This window comes from Gimesia chilikensis (assembly GCF_008329715.1).
GTDB classification, from domain to species: Bacteria; Planctomycetota; Planctomycetia; order Planctomycetales; family Planctomycetaceae; genus Gimesia; species Gimesia chilikensis.
Genome location: NZ_VTSR01000020.1, coordinates 274,884 through 297,703 on the forward strand (window position 1 = coordinate 274,884; position 22,820 = coordinate 297,703).

Annotated in this window: 12 protein-coding genes; 7 read left to right on the plus strand and 5 right to left on the minus strand. The window is 53.8% G+C overall.

The features are described 5' to 3' along the window. The first annotated feature begins 347 nt into the window (after nt 1-347). From FYZ48_RS23190 to FYZ48_RS23210, 5 genes are all read left to right on the plus strand, one after another. Complete coding sequence (locus FYZ48_RS23190) at nt 348-2,435, plus strand: TolC family protein (protein ID WP_187782175.1); 2,088 nt, start codon at nt 348-350, stop codon at nt 2,433-2,435. After that, nucleotides 2,432-4,318 carry a preprotein translocase subunit SecA gene (locus FYZ48_RS23195; protein ID WP_149344798.1) on the plus strand — a complete coding sequence of 629 codons (1,887 nt, stop codon included), beginning with the start codon at nt 2,432-2,434 and terminating at the stop codon, nt 4,316-4,318. Before FYZ48_RS23190 ends, FYZ48_RS23195 begins: the two co-directional genes overlap by 4 nt. Nucleotides 4,319-4,406: 88 nt before the next feature. Beyond that, entirely contained in the window at nt 4,407-5,192 is a 786-nt protein-coding gene (locus FYZ48_RS23200; protein ID WP_187782176.1) for an efflux RND transporter periplasmic adaptor subunit, read from the plus strand. A gap of 6 nt (nt 5,193-5,198) precedes the next feature. Further along, entirely contained in the window at nt 5,199-7,055 is a 1,857-nt protein-coding gene (locus tag FYZ48_RS23205) for an efflux RND transporter periplasmic adaptor subunit (protein ID WP_149344802.1), read from the plus strand. 18 nt (nt 7,056-7,073) lie between these two features. Further along, a complete protein-coding gene (locus FYZ48_RS23210) occupies nt 7,074-9,212 on the plus strand; it encodes an HlyD family efflux transporter periplasmic adaptor subunit (RefSeq protein WP_149344804.1) in 2,139 nt (712 codons plus the stop codon). 122 nt (nt 9,213-9,334) lie between these two features. On the opposite strand, the gene FYZ48_RS23215 is transcribed toward FYZ48_RS23210, so the two are convergent. The 5 genes from FYZ48_RS23215 to FYZ48_RS23235 form a co-directional block, all read right to left on the minus strand. After that, nucleotides 9,335-11,137 (minus strand): TolC family protein, encoded by a 1,803-nt coding sequence (locus FYZ48_RS23215; protein ID WP_242022748.1) that lies wholly within the window; start codon nt 11,135-11,137, stop codon nt 9,335-9,337. Between the two features lie 691 nt (nt 11,138-11,828). Further along, a complete protein-coding gene (locus FYZ48_RS23220; protein ID WP_149344806.1) occupies nt 11,829-15,299 on the minus strand; it encodes an efflux RND transporter permease subunit in 3,471 nt (1,156 codons plus the stop codon). An 18-nt stretch (nt 15,300-15,317) separates the two neighbouring features. After that, on the minus strand, nt 15,318-16,541 hold the full coding sequence (locus FYZ48_RS23225; protein WP_149344808.1) for an efflux RND transporter periplasmic adaptor subunit: 1,224 nt from the start codon (nt 16,539-16,541) through the stop codon (nt 15,318-15,320). Nucleotides 16,542-17,875: 1,334 nt separating this feature from the next. Then, on the minus strand, nt 17,876-19,477 hold the full coding sequence (locus tag FYZ48_RS23230; protein WP_149344810.1) for a hypothetical protein: 1,602 nt from the start codon (nt 19,475-19,477) through the stop codon (nt 17,876-17,878). Nucleotides 19,478-19,491: 14 nt separating this feature from the next. After that, nucleotides 19,492-20,124, minus strand: a complete 633-nt coding sequence (locus FYZ48_RS23235; RefSeq protein WP_149344812.1) for a hypothetical protein — start codon at nt 20,122-20,124, stop codon at nt 19,492-19,494. A gap of 377 nt (nt 20,125-20,501) precedes the next feature. Between FYZ48_RS23235 and FYZ48_RS23240 the strand changes: the two genes are divergently transcribed. Together FYZ48_RS23240 and FYZ48_RS23245 are read left to right on the plus strand one after the other, a co-directional pair. Further along, nucleotides 20,502-21,089, plus strand: coding sequence for a DUF1294 domain-containing protein (locus FYZ48_RS23240; RefSeq protein WP_149344814.1), 588 nt, complete (start codon nt 20,502-20,504; stop codon nt 21,087-21,089). Nucleotides 21,090-21,237: 148 nt separating this feature from the next. Continuing rightward, nucleotides 21,238-22,653, plus strand: a complete 1,416-nt coding sequence (locus FYZ48_RS23245) for a leucine-rich repeat domain-containing protein (RefSeq protein ID WP_149344816.1) — start codon at nt 21,238-21,240, stop codon at nt 22,651-22,653. The last annotated feature ends 167 nt before the right edge of the window (nt 22,654-22,820 follow it).

A 22,820-nucleotide genomic window follows, 5' to 3' on the forward strand; every position in this document is an offset into this window, starting at 1 on the left:
GTTTCAGTAGACCTTCTCATCCAGTATGTAAAGGGGTTCCAACACACTTTTGAGGACCTTTTCGGGGACAGGATCCGAATCGACTTGTCTGGATTCCAAACAAGATGACGGGACCTTCGGAATCACGGGCAGACGCTCTGCAGAAGAACTCTAGGTCCCCGATTTCAGGCAGGTCGGATAGAGCTGCCCCCCAATCCGGGCAAATTTGTACATTGCATTGTTTTCCCCTCAGGGGCTGGTAGGGCAAAGACCTTAACTGTCCGCAAAGACAGGTAAATTGATCAAGAACAGGGTTTTGAAAGAGAGATAACGATTAAATGAACTTTTATGTTGGTGGCGTACATAGAATGCATAAGGCTTTTCCCTCCATTGATCAGAACCACCACAGTCGACTCTGGCCCGTTTTTCTATTGGTCGTCTGGGGATGCTCGGGTTGCGCGCTGCTTCCAGGCCAACTCAACTCGAAAGCGCTCATCGAAAACAAAGTCATCGCAAGTGAGGCTTTACCCTCAAAGTCGATCAATCAGGCGGAGCATGAAACTGCTGAGTCCGATGCCGCTAAACTAGATTCACAGATCAGCCTGGCCGCGCACGAAGCGCAGGATTCCAGATCCCTGCCCCGTCAGAGTGCCAATACGCCGGTGGCTCTATTGCCGCCTGACTTCGAAACGCCCGCTGAGCCTCCCATACGAACTGCAGCCGTTCCCCCTGTGAAATCAGACTACCAGCTGACGCAGGCGATCGCTCCCTACACTCCGCTGCCTCCTGCCCCCACCTCTGCTAAACCTTCCCCTTTACCAGAGTCGTTTGCAGCCGATGCATGGAGCACCCAGTTGATTCCGCAAAACTTCACTCCCTGGTGGGCCGACAGCGTCACCCTGCAGTTCCGACCTCAGTCTCACCAGAGCCCGGTGAATGTGAATACGCTGATCCAGGAGACGCTGTTGAATTCGTCCCAGGTACGCATCATCAACGACGATCCCATCATCGCCGAAACCGCCATCACACAGGCGATGGCCGAGTTTGATCCCAAACTGTTTATCGAATCCAAGTTCAACCGCATCAGTATCCCGTCCAGCAGCACCCTTGATACCGGGACGAATTTCAGTCGGCTGCGGGAAAACAACTGGAGTTCGAACTTCGGCGTAAGACGTAAAAACAGTCAGGGGGGCGAGCTTGAGTTTTCACAGCAGTTTGGTTTGAACACCAGCAACTCCATCTTTTTCGTCCCGCCCAACCAGGGAGATACCCGGCTGACATTGAGTTATAACCAGCCGCTCCTCAATGGCCGGGGAGAGGCTTACAATGAGAGCCTGATCGTGCTGGCGGAACTGAATACCGACATCACCTCCGATCGCACCCAGGCCGCTCTGCAGGATCATCTGCTGAAAGTGACCGAAACTTACTGGGAACTCTACCTGAACCGTGTGCTGTTTATCCAGAAGCAGAAACACCTGCAGGACGGCATGCGGATTCTGAAGTACCTCGAACAGCGCTACAACATCGATTCCCTGCAGAGCCAGATCGCCCGCGCCCGGGCAGCCGTGGCCAAACGACGCTCGGAACTGATTCGCATTGAAGCCGCCGTACAGAACTCCGAAACACGCCTGCGGGCCCTGGTCAATTCACCCCAGCTTAAATCCAGCCCGAACCTGGAACTGATCTCAATTCAGCAGCCCATCGACAACAGCCTGCCCGTCACCATTGAAGACGCCATGGCCACGGCCCTCGAATACCGCTCGGAAGTTGATATCGCTTCCCGCGAGATTGAGGCAGCCCGTGTTCGGCTGGGAGTCGCCTGCAACGATCTGCTTCCCAAACTCGACCTGGTTCTGGAAACGTATCTCTCCGGCTTGAAAGGGGAATTTGATCTTTCCCGCGCCTGGGTCGATCAGTTCAGTGTCGGGGAACCCAGTTATACTGCAGGCCTGGTATTCGAGGTTCCCCTCTATCGTCAGGAAGCCCGCTCACGTCACCTGCAGCGATCGGTCGAGCTCCGCCGCTTGTTGAGCCGCTTCGAACTGACCGTGGAAAACCTGCGTGCAGAGGTGGAAACAGCCGTCCGCCAGGTCAGGACAGCGAACCGGAACTTACAGAGCCAGTACCAGGCCATGATCGCCGCGGAAGCGGATGTCGAATTCCTGCAGCGTCGCTGGGAAATGGCCCCCGGTCTGGATCGTGCATCCAGCTTTCTGCTCGAGGACCTGATCGACTCCCAGGACCGCCGGGCCGAGGCAGAGCAGGCTTTCGTTGCTGCCCAGGTGGACCACGTGCTCAGCCAGACCCGCTTGAACCGGACCACGGGCACCATCCTGCGACAGGAACGAATCGTTCCCGAAGACATGTCCGAAGGTCCCGTCCCCAGTTCTGAACAAGACGCACCGCCGCCGGTAGTCCCCGCCGATTCTGATCAGCAACAGGGGCCTAAGCTATGAAACGTCATCTCTGGACCCGACAAACACAGCCCGCACACGACCGCGAGCTACTGGCGCGCGTGCCAACGCTTGCGTCTGCCTTACAACAGCTTGGAGATACCGAACTCGCCAGCCGTTACCAGCAGTTGAAACAGCAGAATCACAATCTCCCTGAGCAGACTACGATCCTGACCTTTGCCCTCGTCTCCGAAGCAGTCCGCCGTGCTCTGGGATTGAATTATTACCGGGAACAACTCATGGCGGGACTGGCGATGATCCGCGGTGAGATCGTGGAGATGCAAACCGGAGAAGGAAAAACGATCACTGCAGTCTTACCAGCCTGCTGGTACGCGCTGGCAGAGCGTGGCGTGCACGTCATGACGGTCAACGATTACCTCGCGGAACGCGATTTTGAGACGCTTTCTCCGGTATATCATCGCCTCGGCTTAACTGCAGGCCTGAATCAACCGCGCCTGTCCCCAGAAGAAAAACGAACTGCCTACGCAGCCGACATTACGTATGGACCAGGGTATGAGTTCGGTTTTGACTATCTCCGCGATCAGATCATGACGCTCTCTCAGCAACGTCCTCGACTGGGCAGTCAGTTTACCCGCACCCTGAATGGCCAGCTGCTGACTCCTCCACAGCCGGTCCAGTCTGCGCATGCCGTCGCGATCATCGATGAAGCAGACAGTGTACTCATCGACGAAGCCACCGTTCCATTGGTCCTCTCTTCGCAGGGGGGACAGCCGGCAGACAACACAGACATTTACCAGGCGGCACGACAGGCGGCGCTTACTCTCAAAGCAGGGCAGGATTTCCTCGTCAATCAGCAGGCTTCCGAATTACAGATCACCGACCTGGGCCTCCTCCGTCTGTCAGCAGATCGCAGCCTGATTCCCATCGAACGCCTTGATCGTCCCTGGATGCAATATGTCGAACAGGCACTGCGGGCCGAACTGTTTTATCATCGCGACCTGCATTATGTCGTCATTGAAAACCGCGTGCAGATTGTCGATCCGCATACCAGCCGCATTTTCACCGATCGCACCTGGCGGAATGGTCTGCACCAGGCCGTGGAAGCCAAAGAGGGAAAACCGGTCACCACAGAGAGCCAGCCGATCGCCCGGATCATGCGACAGAAATACTTCCAGCTTTACGATCAACTGAGCGGCATGTCGGGAACCGTGCAAGGTTGCCAGCAGGAACTGAGAGAGGTATACGGAGTCCGCTACTCTTACATTCCCCCGCACCGGCCCAGTCGCAGGACGGATCTCCCCGTCCGCCTGTTTAAAGACCAACACAGCCGGGAACAGGCCTTCGTGCGTACGATTCAGGAAATGCAGCACACTCATCGCCCCATACTCGCAGGTACAGCCGATATTGATGCCAGCCGTCGACTCTCAAATATGTTGCATGAACTGGGAATCGCTCACCAGCTGTTGAATGGAATCCAGGATGCAGAAGAAGCGGCTGTCATCGCAGCCGCAGGACAACCGCAGGCAGTCACCATAGCTACGAACCTGGCAGGTCGTGGAACCGATATTCAACTGGGTCCGGGCGTCGCTGAGTCGGGCGGTTTGCATGTACTGGCCGCCGGCTTCCAGCTGACCGAACGTATCGACCGGCAGTTAATCGGACGTGCTGCCCGCAAGGGGGAACCAGGCTCGAGTCAAATCCTGGCATCGCTCGATGACACCCTGTTCCGCCAGGCCAAGTCCGCCTGGGTCGATTCACTGAAACAACTGGCTGACGAGACCGGCGAAATTCCTGTCAGCAGACAGACCCTGGGAAAAATCACAAAGACCCAACGCAGAGTAGAAGAGACTGGCAGGCAGCGGCGGAAACAACTGACCCAGCATGATGACTGGTTAAGCAGTGCCACCTGCAGCACGTGGAACTGATCCCATTGAACTGAACTGGAAACGAGTCTGATTATTTAACAAGCGTGGAGCGCAGATGTATTCAAGACGAATTAATTTCTGGATCTTGATGAGCCTGACAGGACTGCTGGCCTGCAGCCCGCTCCGCGCGTTCGCCGTCGAACTGGAAGGGTACACCGAACCTTACCGTACGATCCGGGTCGCCACAGACGAAACAGGTGTCATCGATCAGATTTTTGTGAGCGAGGGAGAAGCGGTCCCGCAGGGAACGCCACTCGTGCGACTCAACAATGATATCTACCAGGCCCTGCTGGCGGTCGCAGAGCAGAACATGAATGCCCGGGGACGTCTGGAAAGTGTCCGCGCAGAACTGGAACTGAAAAGCGAACGCCTTAAGATCCTGCAATCACTGCGACAGGAAGGCAACGCCCGCCAGGAAGAGGTCGATCGGGCCCGTTATGAAAATGCCGTCGCGAAAGCCAACATCCAGACGGTTCAGGAAGAACTCCTGTCCCGCAAACTCGAATATCAGAAAATCAAAACCCAGATTGACCGTCGCACGATCCGAGCACCGATTTCCGGCGTCGTCAGCCTGATCCACAAAGAGCAGGGCGAATTTGTCGCCCCCAACAGTCCCGAAACCATGACGCTCGTACAACTCGATCAGCTACTGGCCTACTTCACGCTGACCAGCCAGCAGGCCGCCCAATTACACATCAACGACAAGATCAGAATTTCATTTAAACACAACCAGACCTCAACCGAAGGAACGATTGAGTACATTTCACCAGTCACCGATGCCCAGAGCGGCACCGTGCTGGTCAAAATCCGGATCGACAACCAGAAGGGAGATTTTCGCAGTGGCGAACGTTGTACGATTCAATTGGAAAGTTAATCTGCCATGCATCCGGAAAGCACTCATCCGAAACAACGACCACCGGTTCGCGTCCTCAATCACAGGGGACGTCGACATCGCAGTCTGCACAAGTCCCTGCTGCGCTGCGCGCTGACGGCTCAGACATTTGACGAACTGCTGCACTCACTAATCGGAGAACTGAAACAGCACTGTCAGCCGGCTTTGATCCTCTATTACCACCCCGCGGAAACAGCAACTCAAGCCACCAGTCGAATCCTGTATCAACAATCAGCCTCCACACCTGATGCCGCCCTGCTTTCACAGCTGAACCAGGTCTGTCAGAACAGCATCCAGAGTAAAGAAGTCGAGATTCAGCCCTGCGTCGACATTAACTTCATGCTCTATGCGGCGCCCATCACCACCCGGGGACAGGCGGCTGACGCGTTGGGTGTGGTCTTTCCCGCGACAAATTCAACCGAACCGTTCTCGCTGCTCCTGCAGGCACTCGCAACTCATATCACACTCTGGCAGACGCTGCGCGAGGGGCTGCAGCAGGAACAACATGCCCGTGACTCCGCTGCGATTGTGGAACTGCTTTCGAATCTGTCCCGTTCCACCAACTTCACCCAGGCAGCCGGCCAGACCGCCTCTGATCTGGCCGATTATCTGGGCTGTCGTCAGATCGCCATCGGCAGTCAAGAAGCAACTCACACGCGTTGTCGCCTAGTGGGACTCTCGGGCTGCCCCCAGTTTGACAAGGCGGCGAAATCGGTTGGACTCATCGAAGCAGCCCTGGATGAAACGCTCAGGCAACAGACATCACTCGTCTGGACCGACCAACACAGTACTGAAAACGCCGAGCTTCGACCGCTGCAAACGGTTGGCGAGCAACTGCAGGCGAAATCAATTCTCTGTGTCCCACTCACTTGCACTGACCAGCAGGCAGATACCGTAGTCTGTGTTGTCGACCTCCCGCTGGATCGACTGAAACAGACGCAATGCCTGCTGGAAGCCGCTGGTCAGCCCCTGGCGAATGCCTTGCATGCTGCGCAGAGGCGATCGAGTCTGAGAGGAAACTGGAAGGCGGCTGTCCGTCAGTCGCTGCAAGGAAAGACCCGCCGGGCGGTGCTGGCTGCTTGCCTGCTCTTCACGGCCCTGATGTTTATTCCCTGGCCTTACCAGGTCAAATGTGCCTGTCAGCTCGAACCGGTGATGCAGCGGTTCGTCGTCGCCCCCTTTGCCGGCTCACTGGAAACCATGCTGGTCGAACCGGGAGACCTGGTCCACCAGGGAGACGTTCTGGCCCGGATGGATCCCCGGGAACTCAAGTGGAAACGGGCCAGCCTGATTTCAGATCAGAAGCAGGCGATCAAACGTCGCGACTCGGCCCAGGCGGCCCGCGACTTTACGACCCAGCAGTTGTCACGATTGGAAGCGGAACGCCTCGGTCTGGAAATCGAGCTGCTCGATCATCGCATCAACAATCTGGAAATCAAAAGTCCCGTCGACGGGATCGTCGTCGCGGGAACTATGAACTGGGCCGAAGGGGCACCCTTGGAGATTGGCGAGGCGCTGTTTGAAATCGCCCCTTTGGATCAGATGGTCGTGGAGGTCGCCGTGCCCGATTCTGAAATCAGTCATGTGCGGGAAGCCCAGAGCGTTCATATTCGCCTGGAAGCACTACCCGACTCAGACCAGACCCTGCAGCTGGAACGAATTCATCCCCGGGCAGAACTGCGGGATGACGCTAATATTTTCGTGGCGGAAGCAGCCGTGGATAACAGCCAGGGCCTGCTGCGACCGGGGATGAAAGGGCGGGCCAGTATTCAGACCGCCCCACAGCCTGTCTACTGGATCCTGTTTCACAAACCGTGGAATCTGATCAGGAAGTACCTGTATTAAGTGTTGGAAGGTGAGAGCATGCAGCCCGATGTGAGTATCCGCGATTTTTTCAGCAGCCGGCTCAAACTGCGCGCAGATCTGACTTTCACACTCCAGCATGCCAATGGTGAGGACTACTACACCATCAACGATTCCCTGCACTCGCGTTACTATCGTGTGGGTCAGACCGAATATACGTTCCTGCGGCTGCTCGACGGACGGTCGACTGTTCAGGAATGTTACAGCAAACTCTCAACCGCGCTCCCCTTTCATCAACTCTCACAGGACGACATTATCAGTCTTTGCCAATGGGCGTTCGGCAGTGAGTTACTGAAAAACCAGGATGAGCGACTGCGTCCGGCTGGCGCCGATCAAAGTCCAGCGACAGCCTGGCTTGCAAAATTGAATTTCCTCGTCTTTCGTCTGCCGATTGGCAATCCGGACCGACTCTTCTCCCGACTGGCACACACCTGGGGCTGGCTGTTCTCCACTCCCGCGCTGATCGCCTGGTGCAGCCTGCTGCTCTGGGCTCTGTTTCGCATCGGCCTGAACTGGGACGCATTCTATGGTTCATCCCAAACGATACTCTCCGCAGACAACTGGATCTGGCTGGCCGGCTGCTGGGTGATTCTCAAGCTGTGCCACGAGTCAGCACACGGCATCGTCTGTAAGCTTTATCGGGGTTCCGTTCGTGAAGCAGGATCGCTGTTCGTCCTGTTCGCCCCGCTCCCTTATGTCGATGTCACTTCCAGCTGGAGCTTCCCCTCCCGCTGGTCACGAATGCATGTTGCCGCAGCTGGACTCTACGTCGAACTGTTGATCGCAGCCCTCGCCGCTCTGGTCTGGGGACAGACTTCGCATGCCTGGCTGAACCATGCCTGCTTCAACATCGTTTTCACGGCAAGTATCACCAGCCTGCTGTTTAACCTGAACCCGTTGATGAAATTTGATGGCTACTACATCCTGGTCGACCTGCTGGAAATCCCCAACCTGTCTACGAACGGGCAACTCTGGATCAGGCAGTGGGCCAAACGAACGTTTCTAGGCGTGAATACCCTGCTCCCCAACTGGTCGCGGCGCGTCCGGCTGATCACAGCCGGCTATGGAATCGCCTCGCTCTGCTGGCGGATTTTAGTCTGCATCACCCTCACGGTCGCTGCGGCGACTCTGCTGGAAGGAGCCGGAGTCATTCTCGCCGGGATCGCTATTGCACTCTGGATCATCCAGCCTGTCTGGCGGTGTGCAATGTATATTGCAGTGGGAAAGCCGGGGGAAGCTCCGCAACGAGGCCGATTTGTGCTGGTCAGCGGTTCTCTGTTGTTGACGAGTTTTCTGGTCCTGGCCTACGTCCCCTGGCTGGGAAACTTCCAGGCGCCGGCGATCGTGGATTATCCCCCTCAAGGAACCGAGCACGCCCCTCTGCCTGGCTTTATCAAACAGATCGAAGTGCAAAGCGGACAACAGGTTCACCGGGGACAGACGCTGATCCAGTTATGGAATCCCGATCTGGAACTCGAGCTGGCGAAATTGAGAATCGAAATTCAACAGTCAGAGTTACGGATCTACCAGTTCGACCAGCAACGCAAAATCGCAGAGCGACAGATCGAACAGGAAGTACTGCAGGACCTACAGGCAAAACTTCAGGAAAAAGAACAACTGTTCGAAGAGCTGACGATCCGCTCTGAAATCGACGGTCGCGTGGTGACCCGCAATCTGCAGGCAAAGCTCGGAACGTATGTCAAACAGGGAGATCCCATTATCACCATTGGAGACGACCGCCATAAAGAGCTGCACATCGCCGTTGCGCAGCATGAGCTCGAGCATTTCCTGAACACGCCGGGGAGCACCGTCCTGGCACATCTCCCTCACCATCAAGCGATTCCCTGTCCGGTGCAGAAGGTGGTCCCGCGTGCCAGTGTGACGTTAACTCATCCCGCTCTCGCAGCAGCATACGGCGGTGCGCTGCCTGTCAAACCAGCGTCTTCCGAAAAAAAGGGAGACGAATACGAGCTGCTCGATCCCCGGTTCAACCTCGTGGTCTCGCTCGCTTCAGATCAGTCCTCTGAGCTACATGCAGGACAGCGGATCGATGTCACCTGTCGGCCTCAGCACTACTCCGTCGGCCGACATCTGTACCATCGGGTCTCCAGCTGGCTCAACAAACGCCTGGAAGAGTAAGAATTACCGTTGGATACGAATGATGTTCCTGTAAGGGCAAGCTGTTCTAATCAATAAAAAAACGCCTGGTGAAACAGGAATTGATCCGTCTCACCAGGCGTTGTGGATTTCTTACTCTCGGACTACAGGCTGTCCTCACGCAGCGAAGGAGGCAGTGCCGCATCGTCGATCGGCGGTGTCAGGCTGACTTCGCCCAGTGAAGGCGGTGACGATTCGTCCTCAGTCTGAGCTGATTCCAGACTGACTTTACCCGGTGCAGGCGCGGGCGGCAGCACGATTTCCGTGACGGGAGCAGCCGGCGGTGCCTGGTCTTCCGAACCTGTCATCAGGCTGGCTTTACCCGAGGCCGATGTCATATCGAAATTATCCGGTACGGGAGGCACACCCATGCCACCGTCCATTTGAGGCGGCTCCGGGGTGAAGTATTCGTCATACACTTCACCGGCATTCGACATCAGGAAACCACCACCGAGAGCCTGGTAGGTATTGACGATCGCAGACAACTGCTGCTGCTTGGTCTCGATCAGGTCGGTTCTCGCTTCGAGCAGGTCACGCTGCGAGAACAGCACGTCGATGTACTCCGCCCGGGCGTTCTGGAACAGCTGAGTCGCCACCGAAACAGATTCTTCGAGGGCTTTCACCTGGCTATGCTTGAGCTCGACACTGGAACGGTATTTCTCGACTTTGGAGATGCCGTTCGCGACTTCCGTGAATGCATTCAGCACAGTCCGCTGATAATGGTAGATCGCCTGGATCTGGCGGGCGTTCGCGTTCTTGTAATCCGCCTGGATGGCTTTCTTGTTGAGCAGCGGTGCGACCAGACCACCGGCGGCATTCGCAATGAATGCACCTGGATCAAACAGGTAACGGGGATTGAAAGCCTCGTATCCCACGCTGGCAGTAATATCAAACCGGGGGAAGAAACGAGCCCGGGCGACCAGCACATCCAGACCCGAAGCAGCTACTTCGCGTTCCGCAGCCTGAATGTCACGACGATTCAACAGCAGCTGTGAGGGAACACCGACGTGCAAAGGCTGCGAATCGAGCTTGATGAAATCCCAGCCAACCCGGTCCACTGCTTGTGGATATCGACCAACGAGGAAGTTGATTCTGTTCTCGACTTCAATTATCCGCTGACTTACGATCAGCTTTTCACTCTCGTTTTTACGAACTTCCGCCAGGAATCGCTGGACACCCAGTTCGGTTCCCCGGGCCGCATCCTTCTGGAACTTCGCTACTTCCAGGCTTTTCTTCTGCAGTTCAATGGTCTGATTCAGATAGACCAGTCGCTGATCCAGAGCAGCCAGCTCATAGTAATTGTCTGCCACCTCAGCCACCAGCTGGGTAACGAAATAGTTCCGCAGTTCAATTGCTTCGCACAAACGCTGTTCTGCAGCATCGCGGGCGTTTCTCAATTCACGCCAGACGTCAATCCGCCATAACAGATTCGCTGACAGTCTTACGTTCCCCAGAGGATCCGGGAAATTCGCTCCGCCTGAACCCGGGTAGGTCAACTGATCCTCAGCGGCTCCCAGGGGAGTGAAGCGACTGGTCCGATCAAAACCACCATCGGCTCCGACCGTGACGAAGGGAAGATAAGCACCTCGTCGCGACAGGACCTCGTTGCTGGCGACCTGGACTTCCCAGTTGCGGATCTGCAGTTCCTGGTTCGATGCCAGCCCCTGACCAATCAGAAAAGTCAGCGTTGGGTCATCGAAGAATTCCTTGATGCCCACGTCAGCGGAGCTGTCGACACTCGCTCTCCCGCTGAAGTCATCCGGCAGAGGCGCTCCTTCAGCTGCACCAAACAGATCCGGGATCTGACACCCTGAAAGCAGCAGCATGCTGCAGACCATCGCCAAAGCAATCACATGCGGTTGCTGAATCGCGTTATATAAAAAAACAGTGGGGGAGTTCCATCTCATTATTCTGCACCCTGCGACTGTCGTCATTCCTGTTAAACAGTGAAACTGAATTCATCTCGCTTCTTTCGGGGGAACACAGTAGCATCCGCCCCGGAGAATATCCGAAATCCTTCCGGATGGATCCGATCTGAACAATCGAACCGAGACAGCTGAAACGAGGCGGGTATCTTGAGAGCCGTCTCAATTGTTATCGGCAGTTAGTTCGCTGCAGACCACAGAATCATGCAATCCACTATATTGCCTGCAGCAATTTAAATTCACATAACAGCATCAACGAAAGCGTCGTACTGCAATACAGGCTCTTACCGTGTAAGTGCAGGATAGGACTGTAACTTGTGAATTCTTTTCGCGCTGCATCGACGAGGCTACGCCTGCAGAAGCTGTGTTGAGTTTGCGGCCTGCGCCCACGTCTCAGGACAGCCTGTAAGACGTTCGCAGAAAGATACGATCAGGAAAGCCTGTCAAACTTTTCCGCCTGTTGGCACGCATGAGGAACGCGTGCAGGCGTTTCGTTTAACGCCCAAGCGACTCTGGAAAAGCTTGCGTAATCGATACGGTTTCACATTTGAAAATCAGAGTTTTTTGTACTGATTGATGTGCCTTACACAAAAAAACACGCACGGCGCTGAACCAGATATTTGTGGTCCAGCACCGTGCGTTCTCTCCTGTTTACAAGTCCGTCACAGACCCGTTAATGCTCGGGTTCGTCGTAGTGATTGCTGTGACTCCTGTGCTCGACCAGTTCGCTGAGCGGTTCATCATGCTCATCCTTGATGAGCTTCTTCCCGTCAGACATCTTGGCGAACAGAAAGTACAGACCGGGGATCACAAACACCCCGATCAGGGTCCCCATGAGCATCCCGCCGACCGCCGTGGTACCAATCGTTCGGTTACCGATGGCACCCGGCCCCGTAGCTCGGACCAGAGGAACCAGACCCGCGATAAACGCGAACGACGTCATCACGATCGGCCGGAATCGCAGCTTACCACCTTCGACCCCTGCATCCTTGATGCTCAGTCCTTCCTGGCGTCGCTGTACCGCGAATTCAATAATCAGAATCGCGTTCTTACCCAACAGACCTACCAGCATGACCAGACCAATCTGACAGTACACATCGTTGGCCAGGCCCATCGACTTCAACATCAGGAACGAACCAAACAGACCGACGGGCAGCGAGACGATTACCGCCAGGGGCAGAACAAAACTCTCGTACTGACCCACCAGCACCAGGTACACAAAGATCACCACGATCGCAAAAATGTAGATCGCCGTATTCCCCTTGCTGGCCTCGTCGTACGCCAGCCCCTGCCAGCCGATACCATATCCGTGAGGCAGCGTCTTTTCCGCCACTTCCTTAATCGCATCGATTGCCTGACCGGAACTGTAACCCGTCGAAGGAGCTCCCTGAATAATCGCCGTCGTATACAGGTTATAACGGTTAATTTCGTTCATCCCCTGCATCTTCTTAATCTTCATAAACGCTGAGTAAGGTACCATTTCCCCCTCATCGTTTTTGACGAACATGTTCCGCAGGTCTTCAGGATACCGACGAAACTCCGGCGCGGACTGCACATACACTTTGTAGAACTGTCCAAAGCGAATGAAACCCTGCTCCCATGTACTACCCACGACAATCGAAAGGTTATCCATCGCGTCTGCAATCGAGACCCCCTTCTGCATCGCCACGTCGTTGTCGATCACAACTTCGTACTGCGGATAGTTATTCGCGAAGAAGGTAAACAGACCCTTCAACTCTTTCCGCTTACCCAGTTCCGCCAGGAAGTTCTCGGTGATTTTACCGAACGCGTCGTAGTCGCCACTGTTGGTCTTATCGAGCAGACAGAGCGAGAAACCACCGGCTGCACCGAAACCGGGCACCGCAGGCGGCTCGAAGAATTCGAGCTTCACGTTGGCAATCGCCCGCCCTTTCTGTTCGAGCTCTTCAATGATCTCTTTCGAAGTCAGCTTCCGCTCGGACCAGGGCTTCAGGTTAATCAGACAGGTACCCGCGTTGGAACCACGGCCTTCCGTCAGAATTTCGTAACCCGCCAGTGAAGTCACCGAAGTAATTTCATCGAACTCTTCACAGATCTTCTGCAGTTCATGCGACTTCGAGTTCGTATACTCCAGCGTTGAACCGGGGGGCGTCTGGATAATCCCGTAGATCACCCCCTGGTCTTCCAGCGGAATGAACCCGGAGGGCAGCACTTCGTTGACCAGCAAAATCCCGTAACCGAAAACACCAATCACAATCATGGTGAAAATACGCCGGGTGATGATCAGACCCACAATCCAGGTAAACGCATTCGTTACCTTGTCCACACCCCGGTCGAAGTAGTACAGAAAGATGCCGATCGGCCCCTTCTTTTTCTTCTCGTTGGGTTCACTGCCGGAGAAGACCGCCCGGAACGTAAAGGCGAACAACACCGCCATCACGACCCCGATAATCACGGTCCGCAGATGCGACAGTTCAATCTGTTCCGAAAGCACTTCGTGCACGATCTCCACATGCAGCAGTTCGTAAACGCCATATCCCACCGCGGCTCCGAGGAAGACACACAGCAGCCCCCGCAGCACAAAGGCATACCGGCCGCTGATCTTCTTGAGCAGGCGGTTAATCAGACCGACAATCCCCTTCTGTTCGACATAGCCAGTATGCGGCTTGAGAATCATCGCACACAACACCGGAGTCAGTGTCAACGCGACCACACCGGACAGCACAATCGACATCGCCATCGTCAATGCGAACTGACGATAGAAGACACCCACCGCCCCCGGCATGAACGTCACCGGAATAAACACGGAGGTCATCACCAGGGTAATCGCAATGATCGCACCACTGATCTCAGCCACCACCTCTTTGGTAGCAGCATAAGGCGAGAGGTGCTTGGCGTGCATCTTTTCGTGCACCGCTTCCACCACCACGATCGCGTCGTCGACCACAACCCCGATCGCCAGCACGAGTGCGAACAGCGTAATCAGGTTGATCGACATGCCGAACATACTCATAAAGAAGAATGTCCCGATCAACGACACAGGCACCGCGAGCGTCGGAATCAGCGTACTGCGGAAGTCTCCCAGGAACAGGAACACCACCAGCGACACCAGGATAAACGCTTCGAACAGGGTATGCAGCACCTTTTCGATAGAAGCATCCAGGAAGTTCGAAACGTCGTAACTGATCGCGTAGTCCATCCCCGGCGGGAATGACTCCGTCTTGATCTCTTTCAGCTTCTCCTTCACCTTCGCAATCACGTCCGCAGCGTTAGAGCCCGGAATCTGCTTAAGCACGATTGACGCGGAAGGATAGCCGTCGATGTCCGAATACAGGTCGTAGAACGATGACCCCAGGTTAACCTTGGCCACATCCTTCAAGCGCAGAATCTCCCCGTTCGGGTTCGCACGCAGGATGATGTTCTCGTACTGCTCCGGTTTATTGTAACGGCCGACCCAGGTCAACACGTACTCGATCGTCTGCGACGTCGTACCCGTCGCCTGACCGAGTCGCCCGGGAGAACCGATCATACTCTGTTCCTTGATCGCCTCCATCACGTCTGCGGAAGAGATTTTATAGGCCCGCATCCGGTCCAGATCCAGTTCGACCCGCATCGCGTATGCACGGTTACCGAGAATCTGCGCCCGGCCAACCCCGCGAATACGTTTAATTTCGGGGAGCAGGTTCACCGTGGTGTAGTTATAGAGGAAGTTCTGGTCGACGTTCGGGTCTTTACTGTAGACGTTCACGTACATCAACATACTCGTCATGTTCTGCATGACGATAATCCCCTCACGCTCCACGATAGGGGGCAGACGGTTCTTCACCATCTGAATGCGGTTATTCACGTTCAAGACCGCCGTGTTCGGGTCAGTACCCGGTTCGAAGATGATCTTGATCGTGGCTTCACCCGCACTGGTGGCGGCAGAGCTCATGTACCGCATGTTGGGTACACCGTTGATGGCGCGCTCCAGGATCACCAGGGTGGAGTCAACCAGAATTTTGGCACTCGCACCTGGATAGGAGACGGCCACAACCACACTCGGTGGAGCGACAGACGGAAACTGGGAAATTGGCAGGGCCGTGATCGCCAGCCCACCCATAAACAGGATGAGCAGCGAGATGACCATCGCCAATGCCGGGCGATGTAGAAATTTAGCGAACATATGATTGATCTTACCTGCTTATTCCGCGTGATATTTCAGGTTACTGAGTACTTCCTGTGGGTCACGGAAATCGTATTTGATCTTGTCGCCGTCTTTCACCTGACGAATTCCTTCGAGAATGATCTTCTCGCCTTCCTTGAGACCACCCTTGAGCACGAAGATATCATCCTGTTCGCCCTCGATCTCAATGTCTCTCTGGTGTACGACGTTGTCCTTATCAACAACGAACGCATAACGTTTGGCGAGAATCTCGAAAGTCGCTCTCTGTGGTATCACGAGAATGTTCTGTAAGGTGCGGTGAATCAAAATCGTTCCGGTCTGACCGTTACGCAGCAACCCTTCCGGATTCGGAAAATCTGCACGGAAGGGGATGTTCCCCGTCATGTTATTAAAATCAGCTTCAATTGCACCGATCTTCCCCTGCTGAGGAAAGATTTCGCCGTTGGCCAGTTTGAGTTCGATCTGCAGATGGTCCGATTTCCCGCCATCCTTATCCAACTCGGCTTTGTACTCCAGGTACTGTGCCTCGGGCACGTTAAAGTAAACCCACATCAGACTGTTGTCGGACATGGTCGTCAAAACGTCTCCCTCTTCGATCAGACTTCCCAGCTGATTCCGCTGGCGGTCGACGATCCCGTCGAAGGGAGCTTTGACATTCGTAAAACCCAGTTCCGCCTGGGCCAGTTGCACTTTGGCTTTCGCTTTCGCCAGCTCCGCTTTTTTCAGCGCGATCTCCTGTGACGAAACGATCCCCTTATCCATCAACGACTGGGCGTTATCCAGCTCAATCTGCACGCGATTGGCTTCCGCCAGTTCTGATTCCATCCGGGCCTGGAACAACGTCGGCAGGATCTTGAACAGCAGATCCCCCTTCTTGACGTGCTGTCCTTCTTTAATATTAATCTTTTCCAGGTAACCACCTTCCAGGGCGCGAACTTCGATGTGCTGACAGGAGTGAATCTGGCAGACATACTGCTGGGTGCTGATCACATCTTTTTTTACGGGAGTCGTCACAATAATCTTGTGAACCGCGTGATGTCCCCCTGCTCCGTGTCCCTCACCGTGAGACTCAGCATGCGCCTCGCCATGTTCATCGGCGTGACCATCCGCATGTTCTTCGCCATGTGCCTTACCTGGCGCTGCGGTGTGAGATTCGGCGTGAGTCTGCGGGAGATACTCGCAACCGGTTAGCGAGAGTGAAATCAGAGCCAGAAAGCTGGCGACGGTCATTGTACTTTTCATGGTCTTAAATGTTCCTCTGATGTTAAGCCCCGGGCAGGTTGGTCAGGAGTGTCGGTAAGTGAGGAAGTAGTGGTATGAGCTATAATTTCGTTCCTCAGATGACAGCACGGGAGAAACCCGTTCCTGCCGGACTGCTGACGAGAATATGCATATCCAATGCCAATACACTCGAAAAACACCCACTGCTGAACAGTCGTCGTACCCGTTCGTAAAAATCTGTCATTCTTCACTTGACGAATTTCACTTCCTGTCCCATGCAGAGAATTCCCCCTGATTTTCAGGAGATTCCCCGCTTGATCGGATGCACACAGCCTGCATCCACCTCCTGATTTCGACCATTCGACCACACTTTTATTTTTTTATGAAACAAATCTGTACTCCTGAAACCAACCCCCTGACGCACTCTGGGAACAAGGAATCGCCTCAGCACCCTGAAAGATTCTGCAGACCCTGCACCCGCTGAGTGCAAACTCTTGCAGGGCGTCAAATCCCGTTCCCAGCACTCAATTTACCTCTTTTTGCTGTCGGAACGTTCCCATGAACTTCCTGCACTTTCACCTGCAGAAATTGAACTTGATCGCCCCGTTCCGAATCATATGCTGGTTCCCTTCTGGCTCGCGCGCGAGGCGGGTCGGCACTCACGGAAACAGTCGGAACCAGTGACGTTTCTGCACCTGAACCAGCATCGTTTTTCACCATGTTTACACCCAAGCAGTTCGCACCGCTGTGCCATCTGCGTTCCCGCTGTTCAGGGCAAACCGGGACAGAGTCCGGATGAACCAGGACAAAATCCCGGACAGAGCAGGACAAAATCCGGCCACATCGGGACAAAATTCTGTCTTGACCCCCAGCCGCCAATCCCCAGGATGCAACAACAGCAAACAGCAATAGCCACACAACACAGATGAAATCATGATCCATTTGAAACTCACTTAATCGGGTGGTCCCGGATGTAATCCGGGATTGCCGCAGGCAACAGGAGGTCACAGAACAAATGCGCAAGAGTAAGAAACCGCCCCTCACCAGCCACCGATCTAACCTGATACCATAAGCCGTAGCGCCTATTCCCCCATTAGACGCATCCCCGTGAGCGGCAAGGCGCCAGCCACCGGTAACCAGGATCGGCGCCGAATACAACACCGGTGGCGAGCGCCATTCCGCTCAGAATAACAACCCGGAGATCATACAGATCGGCACCAGCAGCGACAGCAGACGTACAACCAGCGCACATCAACCACCAGTGAAAACAAAGAGGGAGATCCCGGATGCAATCCACGATTGCCACAGGCAACAGGAGGTCACAGCGCAAATGCGGTATATTGAGAAACCGCACCTCACTCCCGCGTCCCCTGCACCGTCCCCTTCAGCTTCCCAAACACGCCCTCACCCCAGACAACGCGCGCCTGCTGCAACCGCTCCACTTCCGTCGCTGCAAACGCAGTCGCTCCAATCTCCTGGCCGTCCTGACGAATCACCAGTCGCCCCGGTTCAATGCAGAACTCCAGCTCCAGCGGCTGATCCTTCCATTTCAACTGCGCTGCCAGATTCCCGGGCATCTCAAACGCCAAGACGGCTCCATATTCCCGTCGCTGCGCATCGGTCAGAAACGTGTACTGATCCGACCAGGGATAGGTCCCCTTGGAAGAGGTCGAGACCATCAACGCGCCCCCCAGCGGCACCAGTCCGGTAATTCGCTGCCCCCAGTGATTGAGTACCAGCTTATGTTGCACCGCTTCCGCCTCGTAAGGATGCACCGTCTGGTCCGTCAGTTCGGGATGCGAAAACATCCGCCCCTCAGAAGACCAGCGGTCGGCGTCCGCGTCGTACCGCCACAACTCGGCCCAGGGCCAGACTCCCACAAACAGATCACCCCGGTAAATCGCCAGCGTCTGGGCTTCACGGGCACTCGGCGAAACCCCCGGCAGCCGGGGCGGCCAGCCGGACAGCTGCCTGATTTCAGTCCCCCCCGTATACTCAAACAGCTCGCCCGCTGGATACTGGGCCAGCAGCAGCCGGTCCCGAAAGTTCAGCATCGAATAAACCTGGTAGCTGCTTTTGTCGCTGGCTTCCAGAATCGTCCGCCACTTGTTTCCATCGAACACATAGACGCCTCCCCAGTTCGAAACCGTGAGCAGTTCATTCCGATACTGCCCCCAGGCGAACGGGGTCGCTCCGACAAATTTGCAGTCGATACTCACCGCCTGCGACAGATCCACCGCTCCCCCATCCGACGGCTTCCAGGGACAGGCCACAACCTTCGTAAAGCCCCCCTGTTCGGACCGCTTGCCATGATAGAAACAGAGAAAGCCCTGCGCATAATAGAAGTTGTAATAGCGGCCCTCAGCAGGTGGCCCAAGAATGATACGCCCATTATAAGCCGCCCGGTTGGAAGAAAACGTGAGCACGCCGGTCCCGACTCTCTGCATGCCATCCCCGGAACCCACCGGTCCCGTGGGAGGCTCCGGCGTATCGATCCACTTCCCGGCTGCAGGATTCCAGGTCCGCAGTGCCCCGGGTCGATAACCACTCCAGGCAGAAATCGTCTGATTCAGATCCAGCAGATACACGCCCGTATCCAGATCCGGATGAGGCAGCCGTTTCGTCTGTGCTGTCGGAATAGTGCCCGGCTGTTTCACATAAAACTGCAGCGTATGCCGATCCCCGCGAAAGCGGGTGTTGTAGACATCCAGAAACCCGGCCCCGGCAATCACGGTGCCATCCGCATCCCGCAGTTCAAACAGCGAACCAAAGCTCTGACCGACATCCTCCCCCAGATCAACCCGGGCCGAGATCTTTAGTAAAGGGGTCGCGGCCTTCTCCGGTTCCGCAGCATTACTTCTTACAGACTCCAGACAAAGGAAACCAAGACAACCGGTCAACAGCAGACAGAAACGCATCATGATGCGGCACTCCACAGGCGGGTTTTCGGAACGCATTTGAAGCATCCATCCTAAAGGTCCACCAACCGGGATACAACTACGCAGGGTTTGCCATTACAGGGTAGAGACGACAAATGCGCAGCTGGTTCTGTGCCCTTCACCTGAATGAAGCGGTGACCATCCCATTGAAATTTCAAGCTGAGGCACTTTGCTTCCCGTGATCGTGCGAATTGCTGGTGAATTGTGACGTTCAACGTTCGATCATCACGATCAAACTGTGTTTTGATCTCCGCAGAGGCTCCCACATTACCGCCACCATCTGCACGGGGATGTATAACATAATCGGTCCAGTCTTCATTCTTGCTTAGAACGAGAGAGTAGTCGATGCGGTAAGTCTCCTTACCAAAGTAGTCAGTATAGACATACGAGAATAATGTTTGATCCGTGGTTAGTTCAGCACTCGCTGTCCCCCGGTAGCCTCCCGGTGGTTCAATCGGCTGCCTGTCGGTGACTATGGTTGAGTTCAGCTCTTTTTTCGCACAAGACTGCCAGGCGGGCGCAGCAGGTACATTGAGTATCGTGAAGCATTCTGAATCGGGATCAGGCGCAAAGCACCAGCTCAGGTAAACCAGCCCACCATACGCGACCACAACAACAAGTATGAGCCCTGCCACAAAATCTCTGACTGAGCGATTCGAAACCATCTTAGGACTTACCTGATCAACATCTGCAGGAACTTATTCAGACAGAAAACCCTGGAGGGCCTGTCACACAGCGTTCCTTGACATGTTACCTGACCAACTTCACATTTCAACGAGAATCATCTCTGATATGGATACTTGAGGGCCAATAGAGAACTGGTCCCATGAATTGAAATCCAGTTTTAAAACCACGAATGTCACGAAAGACACGAAAAGACTCCGCTCGTAAAGATTTTATCTGGTGGAGTATTACAGTGCCGAGCAGACTGGGATCTGACTCTCATTAGCTCGAATCGATTTCAGCTTTTCGCTACAATAAGTCGACAGTACCAGACACTCAATTCAAAACAAATTCACACCCCAATCAAAAAGTAATCTGAATGCGTTCACAGGGAAATATCACACACTGGGACGATGAAAAAGGTTTTGGCTTTATCACACCTCAAGACGACGGCACCGCGGTCTTCGTGCACATCAGCGCTTTCACTCGGACAGCACGCCGGCCGCAGACAGGCGATCCTGTTTCGTACGAAACAACCCCGGGCAAAGACGGTAAACCCAAAGCCGAGCATGTCCGTTTTTCAGATCAGTCCGTAGTCAAGATTTTGTGTAGCGCTCCCGCTGTTCTGTTTACGGTACTCTTTATCTGCTTTCTACTGGTCTCTGTTTATTTCAACCGGCTCTCCTGGCTGGCGCTGGTGGCATACGGTGCCGCGAGCGTCGTCACATTTATCGCCTACGCCTGGGATAAGTCAGCGGCTCAACGGGGAAAGTGGCGGACAGCAGAAGCAACCCTGCACTTGATGTCACTGGTAGGAGGCTGGCCCGGCGCCCTGGCCGCACAACGCCTGCTGCGACACAAATCCAGCAAACAGAAATTCTTAGTCGTCTACTGGCTGACCGTCTTCCTGAACGTGGCAGCAATAAGCTATGTAGTCTGGCACGGTGATTTCGGTTTGATCAATTAACTGATCAGTCTGTGTATTTCCTGAAGGCTTAATCGACATTGGCTGATTTGAAGTAAGCAATCATTCATAAATAATTTGATGCTGGATGAAATTGGGAAATATCTTTATCACGATGAAGAAAGAATGATTCATAGATTAGAGTAAAACTATGTTCGACAAATCTGAGTTCTTCAGTTCTGATCAGTATTTACGCCTAAGAGGCAAAAGTGTCACGCAAGAAGATCTTGTTCGTGCAGGAGAGAATTTGACACTCGAACAATTAGACCTAAGTTATTCTAATGTCAAAGACGAGTGGTTGATCCATCTAAAGAAATTGCAGCACTTAAATGTTTTAAGTCTCAATAATACGACAATCACTGATGCAGGACTCAAGTATCTGCAGGAGTCAATTAAACTGAGTATACTTAATCTTAGTGAAACCGCGATCTCTGATGCGGGACTCCTTCATCTAAGAAGTTTAGAACAATTGAATTTACTTGATCTCAGTCATACTCAAGTTTCAGATGACGGACTGCTTTATTTAGAAGGTCTTCATGAATTAAGAATACTGAATTTATTTGAGACAAAAGTGAGTGATGCAGGTATTATCCATTTAGCAAAATTACACAGACTAATTGAATTAAATCTGGCGTGCACGAGGATCACTGATAGAGCTCTCTATCATCTGACCGAAATGGAAAATCTCTATGAATTAAATCTAAGTTCTACAGACGTACAAGGAGTTGGCCTACGTTATTTGAAGCGATTGCCTCAACTGAGAAACTTAAGCCTGAGGAAAACTAAGATTAGTGATTCAGCTTTAGAATATTTCAGAGACTTACCCGACTTGAAATATTTAGATTTATCTCACACCAGAATCAGTGATTGTGGTCTCGAGCATCTCAGAAGGCTCACACAATTAGAATCGCTTCATCTGAACGATACCCAGGTCGGTGTGCAGGGGATTCGCAACTTAAAAGAGCTCTCAAATTTAAAAACATTATACATCAGTAATACCAATGTGAGTAACGACCAAATCATCCTTCTGGAATCAATGTTTCCTCATTGCCATTTCAGACCAAGTGCGAGAGAGGTTGAGGTTTCGATGCTCATTGAAAAAGCTGACGATGCTGTATTCAAGGCAGATTGGGAACGAGCAGCAAAGTACGGTAATCGCCTGGCTGAGCTGCTAGAAGAACCTGATCTCGAAACAATTGAAAAAGAAGTCGAAAATGATTCGCTTTCAGGAATTAGTGCAGTTTGTCATCTGGCGCGTTGGATCATGGTTTGCGAGTCCAGAAAAGAATTTGAGGAAGCGACTTTGTATGCCGCTGCCAGTATCTCGATTCAAAAGCAGATGGTTATTAAATCCTATCTTGAGAAAGCACGGGTTGATGAATGTTTAAAGGACGATATTGAGTGCTTATTCATTGATTGTGAGTCGCAGGCAATCCGCTATTTCAATTTAAATAAATTGGAACACTCTAGAATGGTTATGAACGAGGCTCTTGAGCTTTCAAAGTATTTCCAGGTACCCCTTGATGCAGATCAGCAAGAGTTAGTTGAGGAATATGAGCTTGAATAAACAGCCCCCTTTTATCAAACATGCTTCCCCGTGAGCGGCAAAGCGCTAGCTGCCAGTAATTAAGGTTGACGCGGAATTTAACACCGGTGGCTAGTAACTCCGATTACAAATAGTTTCCCACCAAAGCAAATTGTTGCCATTGCTTCCTGGTTTTCCTGAGTTCTCTC